General features: G+C 62.6%; 9 protein-coding genes. 3 read left to right on the forward strand and 6 right to left on the reverse strand.

Annotated features, from left to right (window positions below; translation table 11 throughout):
- Window positions 1-53: 53 nt before the first annotated feature.
- The 4 genes from O9Z63_RS00245 to O9Z63_RS00260 form a co-directional block, all read right to left on the reverse strand.
- Complete coding sequence (locus O9Z63_RS00245; protein ID WP_270127235.1) at window positions 54-662, reverse strand: superoxide dismutase; 609 nt, start codon at window positions 660-662, stop codon at window positions 54-56.
- A gap of 209 nt (window positions 663-871) precedes the next feature.
- Entirely contained in the window at window positions 872-1,318 is a 447-nt protein-coding gene (locus O9Z63_RS00250; RefSeq protein WP_270127236.1) for a nucleoside deaminase, read from the reverse strand.
- 171 nt (window positions 1,319-1,489) lie between these two features.
- Window positions 1,490-2,056 carry a hypothetical protein gene (locus tag O9Z63_RS00255; protein WP_270127237.1) on the reverse strand — a complete coding sequence of 189 codons (567 nt, stop codon included), beginning with the start codon at window positions 2,054-2,056 and terminating at the stop codon, window positions 1,490-1,492.
- Window positions 2,057-2,245: 189 nt separating this feature from the next.
- Window positions 2,246-2,701, reverse strand: a complete 456-nt coding sequence (locus O9Z63_RS00260) for a hypothetical protein (protein WP_270127238.1) — start codon at window positions 2,699-2,701, stop codon at window positions 2,246-2,248.
- Window positions 2,702-3,023: 322 nt separating this feature from the next.
- On the opposite strand from O9Z63_RS00260, the gene aspS reads away from it, so the two are divergent.
- Window positions 3,024-4,787 (forward strand): aspartate--tRNA ligase, encoded by a 1,764-nt coding sequence (gene aspS / locus O9Z63_RS00265; RefSeq protein ID WP_270127239.1) that lies wholly within the window; start codon window positions 3,024-3,026, stop codon window positions 4,785-4,787.
- Window positions 4,788-4,868: 81 nt separating this feature from the next.
- On the opposite strand, the gene O9Z63_RS00270 is transcribed toward aspS, so the two are convergent.
- Both O9Z63_RS00270 and O9Z63_RS00275 read right to left on the reverse strand, forming a co-directional pair.
- Window positions 4,869-8,525 (reverse strand): ABC transporter permease/M1 family aminopeptidase, encoded by a 3,657-nt coding sequence (locus tag O9Z63_RS00270; RefSeq protein WP_270127240.1) that lies wholly within the window; start codon window positions 8,523-8,525, stop codon window positions 4,869-4,871.
- 228 nt (window positions 8,526-8,753) lie between these two features.
- Window positions 8,754-9,644 (reverse strand): ABC transporter ATP-binding protein, encoded by an 891-nt coding sequence (locus O9Z63_RS00275; protein ID WP_270127241.1) that lies wholly within the window; start codon window positions 9,642-9,644, stop codon window positions 8,754-8,756.
- A gap of 271 nt (window positions 9,645-9,915) precedes the next feature.
- Between O9Z63_RS00275 and O9Z63_RS00280 the strand changes: the two genes are divergently transcribed.
- Together O9Z63_RS00280 and O9Z63_RS00285 are read left to right on the forward strand one after the other, a co-directional pair.
- Complete coding sequence (locus O9Z63_RS00280) at window positions 9,916-10,932, forward strand: sensor histidine kinase (RefSeq protein WP_270127243.1); 1,017 nt, start codon at window positions 9,916-9,918, stop codon at window positions 10,930-10,932.
- Window positions 10,933-11,100: 168 nt separating this feature from the next.
- Window positions 11,101-11,850 carry a LytR/AlgR family response regulator transcription factor gene (locus O9Z63_RS00285; protein WP_270127244.1) on the forward strand — a complete coding sequence of 250 codons (750 nt, stop codon included), beginning with the start codon at window positions 11,101-11,103 and terminating at the stop codon, window positions 11,848-11,850.
- The last annotated feature ends 34 nt before the right edge of the window (window positions 11,851-11,884 follow it).

Here is an 11,884-nt window from a genome sequence, read left to right on the forward strand (position 1 = left end):
CCTGCCCGGGCGGGCAGAGGCTTCTTCAGCGGTTAACAGAAGCCAGAGGGAAACTAAGCGGCTTCGGCGAAGCGCTTGTTTACTTCGTCCCAGTTGATGGCGTTGTAGAAGGCGGCCACGTAGTCGGGGCGACGGTTCTGGTACTTGAGGTAGTAGGCGTGCTCCCACACGTCGAGGCCCAGCAGCGGCGTGCCTTTGATGCCGGTGTCGGGCATCAGCGGGTTGTCCTGGTTGGGCGTCGAGGAAATAGCCACCGAGCCGTCGGCCTGCTTGCACAGCCAGGCCCAGCCCGAGCCAAAGCGCATGGTAGCGGCCTTCGTGAATTCTTCCTTGAACTTCTCGTAGCTGCCGAATGCCTTGTTGATGGCTTCGCCTACGGCGCCGGTTGGCTCACCGCCGCCGTTCGGGCCGAGGATCTGCCAGAAGAAGGAGTGGTTCCAGTGGCCACCGCCGTTGTTGCGCACCGCGGCCGGAGCCGAGGCAATGTTCTGCATCAGGTCTTCGAGGCTCTTGCCTTCCAGCTCCGTGCCGGCTACGGCATTGTTGAGGTTGGTAACGTAAGCCTGATGGTGCTTGCTATGGTGGATTTCCATGGTCTGCGCATCAATGTGCGGCTCCAAGGCGGCGTAGTCGTAGGGCAGTTTGGGCAGTTCGAAAGCCATAATGCTAGGGGTTTTGGGGTGAAAAGGGGAGAGTTGAAAATCAGGCCGTCATGCTGAGCTTGCCGAAGCGTCTCTACCGCTGGTTAACTCAATCGTGAGAACGAAGCGGTAGAGATGCTTCGGCAAGCTCAGCATGACGTTCTTTGGTACGCGTACGACACTAAAACCGCCGCAGCCCGCATTGGGTTACGGCGGCGGCCAAAAGTAGCCTATTTCCGCTTTCGGGCGAAGAACTCGCGCATAAGGCTGCCGCACTCCTCGGCCAGCACGCCGGGCACCACCTCGGCTTTGGGGTGCAACAGCTGGCCGTGGCGACGGTAGCCGAATTTGGGCTCCTCGGCGCCGTACACCACGCGCCGCAGCTGGGCCCAGGCGGTGGCGCCGGCGCACATCACGCAGGGCTCCACGGTCACGTAGAGGGTGCAGTCGGTGAGGTATTTGTTGCCGAGGTGGTTGGCGGCGGCCGTCAGGGCCAGCATTTCGGCGTGGGCCGTCACGTCGCGCAGCTTCTCGGTCTGGTTGTAGGCCCGCGCAATAATCTGCCCATCGAGCACCACCACGGCCCCAATCGGAATTTCCTCCTCGTCAAACGCGTAGCGCGCCTGCTTCAGCGCCTCGCGCATGTAGTGGTCGTCGGAGTAGATGGAAAGGGGCATTCGGTGGAAATGAGAAAGAACGTCATGCAGAGGCGCAGCCGAAGCATCTCGCGTGCTGACGTTGTAATAGTAACTCAACGTCAGCACGCGAGATTCCTCGCTCCGCTCGGAATGACTTAGATTACTTCACTAGCGAGATGCTTCGGCTGCGCCTCTGCATGACGTTCTGGGTTACTTCATCACAATGCTGTTCATCACGGCGCGGGCGGTGGGCTGCCACTGCGGCTGCTCTTCGGCGGGGGCCACGAAGGTGAACACCGTGAGCTGGTCGCCGGTGATGGTGTACTGCACCATCTGGTAGCGGCGGATGGGAGCCAGGTTGCTGGTGCGGCGGGTGTCGGCCACCGTCGAGACGAACTCCAGGGCCACGAAGTCGCGCTTGTTGATGGTGCGGATGTCCTCGGACAGGAATTCCACCTTCGAGTACATGTTCTGGATGCTGGCCTTGTATATTTTGAGCAGCAGGGCGTAGTCGCGGCTGGTGAAGGTGCTGGGCTTCTGGGCCACGCTGAAATCGACGCGGCCGCTGCTGTTGCTGAACACGGCCAGCGGCTTGCGCGGCGAGGGGTACTTCACCGCAATGCCGTCGTCGGGCAGGGCCGAAAAGCCTTCAGGCACGCCCACCGTGAGGTTTTTGGTGATGGCGGTCTTCTTGAGTTTGGGCGCGGCAAAGGCGGCCAGCAGCAGCACCGCCAGCAGCAGCGGCGCCAAGCGCAGGAAACGAGCAGGGATTTTCATAGGGCGCAAAGGTACGACGGAACCCCCGCCGACGGCCGGCAGGGTACCAAAAGGCTCCGAAGTCACAACGACTCCGGAGCCAGAAAAAGGGGGATAAGCACTTGTCATTCCGACGTAGGAGGAATCTGAGTTAACGTCGTTGATACGGAGCTGACCCAGATTCCTCCTGCGTCGGAATGACAGTGCCTGCTAGCGGCGCTTCTTGGACACCGGCGCCGACGGATACTTGATGCGGACGCTCTTCCAGTACACGTAGTTGCCGGTTTTGGCCTCGATGAGGTAGGTGCCGGCCGGAATGCGGCCTAGGTCTACCGGCTCGCCGGTGTTGTTCTGCGGGTCAAGCGCCATGGTGTACACGGGCTGCTTTTTGTAGTTGGTCATCACCAGCGTGCCGGGCTTGGTGAACTGCTGCGTGAAGCTGAGCATGATGCTCTGGCCGCTGGAAGCCGGAAATACGTCGATGCCCGACAGCGTTTCCACGCGCTTGATGGGGCCATTCAGCACGACGGGCTCGGCGTCGGTCTTGGACTTGGTTTTAATCTCGGTCCCGTTGGCTTCGGATTTGGTTTTTACCTTGGTCTGGGCCTGGGCGGCCGAGAAGGAGAGGAGCGTGGCGGCCAGCGCGAGCAGTACAGGGCGTTTCATGGGAAGCAAAAAAAAGAGGAGTTGGAGCAGATGCAGAACGAGTATGGAGTGGCGGTTTGCATACTCCGTGCCGAACTTACTGCATCGGTACGCAAATGCCGCTGCAAGGGCTGAAATCAGCTGTTAACCCCAATTCAACCTGCCTTTTGTCACATGGCGGCCCACGAATTTCTCGCCTTCTCCTGATTTTACTGGTTACCTTCGCCCTTATTAGTATGGAGTATTAAGTACGGAGTAGTGAGGGTTTTTGCCCCCTGCCGCCAGTACCACACCGCTAGTCGGGTACTCGATACTATCTACTCAATACTCATTACCAGACAACATGCTCCGGACGCACACCTGCGGCGAACTTCGCCCCGAACACATTGGCCAAACCGTCACGCTCTGCGGCTGGGTGCAGCGCACCCGCGACAAAGGCGGCATTCTGTGGGTGGATCTGCGCGACCGGTACGGCCTCACGCAGTTGGCCCTGGAAGAAGGCGTGGAAACCGCCGAAGTGCGCGAGCAGGCCCGCCAGCTGGGCCGCGAGTTCGTGCTGTCGGTGACCGGCAAAGTGGCCGAGCGCCACTCCAAAAACGACAAAATGCCCACTGGCGGCATCGAAATCCGGGTGGAAAGCATCGAGGTGCTCAACCCCGCCAAGCTGCCGCCCTTCCTGATTGAGGACGACACCGACGGCGGCGACGACCTGCGGATGAAGTACCGCTACCTCGATTTGCGCCGCGCCCCCGTGCGCCAGAACCTGATGCTGCGCCACCGCGTGGCCCAGGCCACCCGCCGCTACCTCGACGGCCAGGAGTTCATCGAAGTGGAAACCCCGGTGCTCATCAAAAGCACGCCCGAAGGTGCCCGCGACTTCGTGGTGCCGTCCCGCATGAACCCCGGCGAGTTCTACGCCCTGCCCCAGAGCCCCCAGACCTTCAAGCAGCTGCTGATGGTGTCGGGCTTCGACCGGTATTTCCAGATTGTAAAGTGCTTCCGCGACGAGGACCTGCGCGCCGACCGCCAGCCTGAATTCACGCAGATTGACTGCGAAATGTCGTTTGTGGAGCAGGAAGATATCCTCAACACCTTCGAGGGGCTGGTGCAATACCTGTTCCGTGAGGTGAAGAGCCTGGAAATCGGCCAGCTACCCCGCATGACCTACGCCGATGCCATGCGCTACTACGGCAACGACAAGCCCGACACGCGCTTCGAGATGAAGTTTGTGGAGCTCAACGACGTGGCCAAGGGCCACAACTTCCCGGTGTTTGAGGCCGCCGGCCTGGTAGTGGGCATCTGCGCCACCGGCGCGGCCAGCTACACCCGCAAGCAGCTCGACGAGCTGACCGAGTACGTGAAGCGCCCGCAGATTGGCGCTACCGGCCTGGTGTACGCCCGCGTGGAAGCCGATGGCTCCGTAAAATCGTCGGTGGATAAGTTTTACTCCCAGGAGGCGCTGCAGCAGTGGAAAGCCGCCTTCAACGCTCAGCCCGGCGACCTGCTGCTCATCCTGGCCGGCGACCCAAACAAGACCCGCAAGGCCCTTTCGGAGCTGCGCCTGGAAATGGGCCAGCGCCTCGGCCTGCGCGACAAGGACACCTTCTCGGCGCTGTGGGTATTGGATTTCCCGCTGCTCGAGTACATCGAGGAGGAAGGCCGCTACTTCGCCATGCACCACCCCTTCACCTCGCCCAAGCCCGAGGACGTAGCACTGCTCGATAACCCCGATACCATTGGGGAAGTGCGCGCCAACGCTTACGACATGGTAATCAACGGTGTGGAAGTGGGCGGCGGCTCCATCCGCATCCACGACCGCGCGGTGCAGGCCCGCATGTTCAGCCTGCTGGGCTTCTCCGATGAAGAGGCCAAAGCGCAGTTCGGCTTCCTGCTCGACGCCTTCGAATACGGTGCGCCTCCGCACGGCGGCATTGCCTTCGGCTTCGACCGCCTCTGCAGCCTCTTCGGCGGCGCCGACTCTATCCGCGACTTCATCGCCTTCCCCAAAAACAACTCCGGCCGCGACGTCATGATTGACTCGCCCTCGCAGATTTCGGGCGCGCAGCTGAAGGAATTGAGCATCAAGACCGACGTGGTAGGGAAATAAGAAAGAGGTAGCCAGCAACCAAAAAAAGCGCCACTCCGGCTTGGAGTGGCGCTTTTGTTTGAGCAGCAAGGTGCAGGAAGCCTACAGCTTCACATCCTTCTTGTTGTCCTCCAGGTCCCGGTCTACTAGCTCGTGGTAGGGGTCGAGGGCGACGGAGGCGGGCTTTTTGTTCACGATGAACTGCAGCTGGTTTTTGCCGGCTACGAAGCGGCGCTTTTCCAGCACCAGCGGCGCGGCGGGCTGCTTGTCTTTGCCGGGCTCGGGGAAGACGGCCACGGGCAGGTAGTCGCGCAGGGGGGCGGGGCGCTGGTTGCCGAGGCTGTCGGCGTAGAGCTTGGCGCTTTGCACCGTCAGGTTCACCTGGTAGCGGCCGTCGGGGAGCTTTTTGGCGGTGGCGTCGGTCACGCGGTTGTCGTAGAGCGTGATGCGGTCGAACAGGTCGGTGAGCAGGTTCTGCAGCGAGTCGGGGGCGGCGCGGCGCAGGTAGCCGACAAACTCCGGCGAATTGGTGTAGGGCGGCTGCTGGTAGGCCACAGCCTGCACGTACTGCTTCAGGGCGCCGTTCAGCTTTGCTTCGCCGAGGTAGTCCTGCAGGGCGTACATGGTCACGGAGCCCTTGCCGTAGTGGATGTAGGTCTGGTTTTCGACCAGCGCCAGCGGCACTTCCTTCTTGCGCTCAACGGCCCGGCCGCCCAGATAGCGGTTCATGTCGATTTTCATCCAGCGCTCCATGGTAGACAAGCCGTAGCGCTTGCGGGCCACCATCAGGGCGCTGTACTCGGCCATGGCTTCGGCCATGAGGGTGCTGCCCTGCACGTTGCCCCCGATAACCTGGTGGGCCCACCACTGGTGCGCTACCTCGTGGGCCGTCACGTAGAACGGATAGTCGAGGCTTTCGGGGTCATTTTCATCCACTTTGGCAATGAAGCCGATGCTTTCCGAAAACGGCACCGTGTTGGCGAAGCTCTGCGCGAAGCTCTGGTAGCGCGGAAACTCTAGAATGCGCAGCTGCCGGTGCTGGTAGGGCGAGAAGTTGGCCGAGCAGTAGCTCAGGGCCTCTTTGGCGCCGGCGGCCATGCGCTTCAGGTTGTACTCGTGGCCGGGCTGGTAGTAGATTTCAATGGGCAGGGTGCGCCCGCCGGCGGTGTCAACCCACTTGTCGGTGTACTTCTGGTAGCGCGCCGACAGGAAGGTGTAGAAGTTGAGCATGGGCCGGTCCATCTTGTAGTGGAAGTAGCGGCGGCCGTCTTTAGTCCATTCTTTCTGCAGGTAGCCAGGGGCCATGGCCGTCTGGTCGGCGTCGGTGCTGACGGTGGTTTCAAACCGGATCCAGTCGGCGTCGTTACTGATGTAGGTGTTCTGGCGGGCCTTCAGGTCGTCGACGCGTGCCATGCGCGGCTTGGGCTGCAGGCCGTAGGTTTTGCGGTCTTTGTCGCTGCTCAGCTCGGCTTCTTCGCGGTAGCCCAGGCCCGGCAGGTAGCGGCTGTTGACGAACGTGCCGTTGTAGACGATATCGGTGTTGGAATCCGAGTTGGGGAAGCCGCACTCCTGGTACGCGAGGCGGAACGTGAGCGGCAGCGAGTCGCCGGGGGCCAGGGGCTGGGCCAGGCGGTAGAGGCGCAGCTGGAACGTGGTATCCTGCAGGGCCAGCGTGGCCTGTCCGGGGGCGCCCAGGCTGATGGCCTGCACGCGTGGGTTCAACTCGGCCGGCAAGCTTACCAGCACCGTATCGAGGGGCTGACTGTGCTTGTTGACCAGCATGTAGCGGCCCTCGAAGTGCACGGCGCGGGTGCCGGGGAAGATGTCGGTATTCACGCTCACGGCCACGATGCGCGGCTGGCGCACGTCCTTGAGGCGGCGGTAGAGCTGCTCGTAGCGCAGCTGCAGCTGCTCGTTCTGCTTGGCCGTGCGGTATTTGTTGAGCACGTTGGTGTTGTAGAAGATGTAGGCGCCGGCCCCGAGGCTGATGAGCAGGCCGGCGGCCAGGGTGGCGGTGCTGCCCGCGCCCCAGCGGCGGCGGGCTTCCCGCAGGCGGTTGCCGGCGTCGGTGCCGCGCACCCACAGCAGGTTACCGAGCAGCACAAACAGCAAAGCCACGCCCGCCCACAGCAGCTTGCTCCACCAGAAGGCCGGCAGGAAGTGGCCGTAGCCGTTCATGTCGGAGTAGGGGCCGGGGCCTGGGCCGCCGCCGTAGGCCAGCAGGCGGTGGCCCAGGCCGATGTCGGAGCGGAAGATGTTGGCCACGTAGTAGAGCACCACCACGAAAAAGCCCAGGTACTTGTTGTTGACGACCACCTGCGTGAGCATGGCCAGCACGCAGATCAGCAGCAGATACGGCAGCTGGTACAGAAACAGCGCCTGGAGGTAGAGCCCGATTTCGTAGTGGAAATAGCCTTTGAAGGTCTGAATCAGCAAACCCACTACCATCACCATCAGCAGCAGCACCACCTGCACCAGCCCCAGGGCGGCCAGCTTGCTCAGAAACGGCACCCACGAGGGCACCGGCACGGCGTCGGCAATCTGGGCCACGCGGGCTTCCCGCTCGCGCCACACCAGCTCACCGGAGTAGAAGATGATGATGGCCAGAAAGAACAGGAAAAACGAGCCGCTGGCCAGCGTCAGGACTTCGTGCGTGACGGGGTAGGTGGTGGTATCGAAGGTTTTGCCTACCTGCGACACCATGGCCAGCAGAAAAATCACGCCCGCGCCCACCAGCGCCGCGAAGTAGCGGTTGCGTACGATGCCCCGAAACTCCAGCTTGGTGAGACTCCACCACTGGCGCAGGTGCATGGCGCCGCTGAAATCCTGGTGCACCGTGGGCAGGCGCAGCGTAGCGCCGGCCGGAGCCAGCGCCGCTTCGGGCAAGGCCGCCGCGGTGGCTTTGCGGGTTTTCTTCGACACCTTCTCGGAGGCCAGGCTGGCAAACCGGAACCGCACGTAGCAGAATGCCAGCAGCCCGAACCCGATGGCCAGCCACACGGCGCGGTTGAGCAGCATAAACGAGCCGAGCGGCAGCAGCTGGGTGTTTTTCTCGGCGGCCGTCCAGTAGCGGGTGGTGAAGAACTGCGCGCCCAGCCCGAAGGCATCGAGGGCGGCGGCTAGGTATTCGTTTTTGAGGTCGGAGGTGTAGGCGCTGGAAATCAGATAGCCGATGAGCAGCGCCACAGCCCCGATGTAGGTGCTCAGGATGTTGCGCGTGAGCGTGGCCATGGTGAAGAAGATGGCCCCCGTAAACAGCAGGTTGGGCAACACAATCAGCACAAACGGCCACACGTAGCTGCCAGCCGGCGCCACGGCCAGAAACCGGTCGGGCTCCACGCCGGGCAGTATGCTACCCACGGCCGCGCCCACCAGAATGCCGCTGAACACCAGCACCGCAATCAGGTAGGAGCCCAGAAAGCGCCCGCCCAGGTAGCCCCACTTGCTGATGGGCTTGGTGTAGAACAGCGGGTGCGCCTGGTACTCGAAGTCGCGGTAGACGGGGTTACCCATCAGCGACGAGGCAATGATAATCCCGAACACGCTCAGCACGCTGATGATAAGGGTCAGTGAGTAGGGCGAGTTTATTTTCACCACCTGCCCGTCGCCGCCAAGCGCGATGCTGACACCGCCGCCAAACGCGCCGCCCGAAGCCGCCACCAGCAGCCCCGCCATTAAGGCCAGCAGCCCGAAGTAAATCCAGGTTGCGGGGCGCCGCAGCCGGTATTTCAGCTCAAAAAGAAGTATGGGAAGAAACATGTGTTTAGTAGTTAGAAGAGAGTGGTGAGTTGACTGAACGTCATGCAGAGGCGCAGCCGAAGCATCTCGCCCGAGTGGTAATTCTGTCATCCCGAGCAGCGCTGGGTATCTCGGCAGTGGGTAGCATCAGTTACCACACCTGCGAGATGCTTCGCTCCGCTCAGCATGACGGTTACCTGGGCATCGTCAGCACACTGCGAGATGCTGCGAGAAATAGCTGCCGCGCCGCTACTGCAAAGCCACTTTCAATTCTGAATTCTTGATTTCCGCGAAATACACGTCCTCCAGGTCGGGCTGCACGGCCTCGAATCCGCTGTCGGGGGCCGAGTCGGCCAGCACGTGCACCACGGTTTTGCCCGCGAACAGGCGCGAGCTGATGACGGTGTGGGCGGCCTGCAGGGCGGGCAGCTCGGTTTTCTCCACCAGCTTCTTCCAGACCTTGCCTTTTAGCTCGTTCATCACCGAGAGCGGGTCGCCGGTGAGCAGCACTTCGCCCTTGTTGATGATGGCCATGCTGCGGCACAGGTCGCTCACGTCTGACACAATGTGCGTGCTCAGAATCACAACGCGGTTTTCGCCAATTTCCGACAGCAGGTTGTGGAAGCGGTTGCGCTCGGCCGGGTCAAGGCCGGCCGTAGGCTCATCCACGATGATCAGGCGCGGGTTGCCGAGCAGGGCCTGGGCAATGCCGAAGCGCTGCTTCATGCCGCCGGAGTAGCCGCCCACGTGCTTTTTGCGCACCTCGTAGAGGTTGGTTTGCTGCAGCAGCGCCGCCACCGTTTCCTTGCGCTCCTTGCTGTTGCCGATGCCCTTGAGCACCGCGAAATGGTCGAGCAGCTCCTCGGCCGACACGCGCGGGTACACCCCAAACTCCTGCGGCAGGTAGCCCAGCACGCGGCGCACGGCCTCCTTGTCGCGCAGCACGTCAATGTCGTCGAGCCAGATGCTGCCCGTGTCGGCGTCCTGCAGCGTGGCAATGGTGCGCATCAGGCTGGATTTGCCGGCGCCGTTCGGGCCCAGCAGCCCAAACATGCCGTTGGGGATGGTGAGCGTGACGCCCTTGAGCGCCTGCGTGCCGTTGGGGTAGGTTTTGGTGAGGTTGCTGATGGTAAGCGCCATGGTGGAATAGGAAAGGAAGAGTGGAGAGTTCAGGCAGATGAATCGAAGGAAGGGCGCCGGCATTACAGCCGACCGCTAACCGGATGCCGAAACCACGGCAACGGTTGCCCGCTGTGGAGGGCTTCTGGCTCAAATATCTACAATCCCCTATTCTCAGTCCTGCTTTTTATGACGACCACGTTTTCTGCGTGACCAACGCCCGGTTTTTGCCTGCCAACGGCGTTGGTCATGTTTATGCGGGCCGGTGGGGGAGGGACCGTAGTTTTGCCCCATGACACTTTCTGTTTTTGTCCGCTCGCGGGCCCTGCGGCACGGGCTGGTCTGGGTGCTGGTGCTGGCGCTGATTGGGCTGCTGGCCGTGCTGGAGCCGGCCGGTGCACCCGAGAAGCTACGGCGCATGGCCGTGCTGCTGCCCGTAGCGGCTTTGGTGATTTATGCTCATTTCTGGGCGCTGCGGAACATGCTGGAGCAGCGCCACTATGCCTCCTATGCGGCTACTACCATCGGTATTCTGCTAAGCGGAGCCGCGCTGCTGGTGCTGCTCAACCAGCTGGCGCACGTGGTGCAGACGCGGCCCGGCGGCCACACCACGTTTGCCTATCTGCTGGGGCTGGCCGCGGGCAATCTGGTGCTGGCGACGGTGCTGGCCACGCTGCCGCACTACGTACGCCGCGGCGTGCTGAGCCACTACCAGATGCAGGAACTGCACGCCCGGCAGCTGGAAACCGAGCTGAGCTTGCTGAAAGCCCAGGTCAACCAGCACTTCCTGTTCAACACTCTCAACAACCTCTACGGCCTCAGCCTGGCCGCCCCCGACCAGATGCCGGAGGCCCTGCTGCAGCTGGCCGGCCTCATGCGCTACCAGCTCGACAGCTCCCGCCAGCACCTCGTGACCGTGGGCACCGAGGCCGAATACCTGGCCAACTACATCGGGCTGGAAAAGCTGCGCCTGCGGCAGAACACGCACGTTGACTTCACGGCAGACCTGCCGCACCCCGACCAGCCATTGGCCCCGCTGCTGCTGCTGCCGCTCGTAGAAAACTGCTTCAAGCACGCCATCGGCCCCAGCGGCGACAACACCATCCGCATCACGCTTAGCCAGACGCCCACCGGCCTCACCCTGCGCACCGAGAACAGCATTCCGCCCCACTTCAAGCCCACGCCCTCAGGCCTGGGGCTGCCGAATCTGCGGGCCCGGCTGGACCAGTTCTACCCCGGCCCGCGCCACCAGCTCACCCTCAACGCCACCGTCACCCACTACACCGCCGAGCTAAGGCTGCAGCTGTGAGGTTGAAAAAGAACGTCATGCAGAGCGCAGCCGGAGGCGAAGCATCTCGCCAGTGTGGTAAAGCCAAAATCACAGAACGATTGAGTTACCATTGCACGCGAGATGCTTCGCCTCCGGCTGCACTCTGCATGACGTTCTTTTGTCATCGTTTTTATCCCCGCCTAACCTATGAATGCTGCTGCCCCGCTGCGTTGCCTGCTCGTCGATGATGAGCCTTTGGCCCACACCGTGCTGCACGCCTACCTCGACCGGCTGCCCGGGCTGGCCACCTGGGCCGGCAGCTGCTACGGCGCCGTGGAGGCCCTGACGCTGCTGCGCACCACACCCGTTGACGTGCTTTTTCTGGACGTGGACATGCCCGAGCTGACCGGCCTGGAGCTGCTACGTGCCCTGCCGCAACCGCCGCAGGTGGTGCTGTGCACGGCCCACGCCACCCACGCGCTGGAAGCCTTCGACCTGGGCGTGGTGGACTACCTGCTGAAGCCCATCCGCTTCGAGCGGTTCGTGAAGACCGTCACCCGCCTGCACACGCTGCTGGCCGAACGCAGCCCGTCACCTACGCCAGCCGCCCCGGCTTCCCCGCCCGCTGCGGCTTCCCCGGCCCCCGACTCGTTTTTCCTGAAAACCGACGCCGGCACCGAACGGGTGCGGTTTTCGGAGCTGCTGTACGTGGAAGGCTACGGCAACTTCGTGAAATGCCACACGGCTGCGGGCCGCACGCTGCTCACGGCCGAAACCATGAAGCAGATGGAAAGCAGTCTGCCCGCCACCCAGTTCCTGCGCGTGCACAAGTCGTATCTGGTGAACATGACGTGCGTGGAGCGCCTGAGCGGCAACAGCCTGCACGTGGGCGGCCGCGAGGTGCCCGTAGGCAGCACGTTCCGCACCGACGTGCTCCGCCGCCTGCAGCTGCGCTGAGGGAAGGCGGAGCGGCAGTAGCGCGAACTTTGTA

Origin of the sequence: Hymenobacter yonginensis, from assembly GCF_027625995.1 — a bacterium.
In the GTDB taxonomy this organism is placed as follows: domain Bacteria; phylum Bacteroidota; class Bacteroidia; order Cytophagales; family Hymenobacteraceae; genus Hymenobacter; species Hymenobacter yonginensis.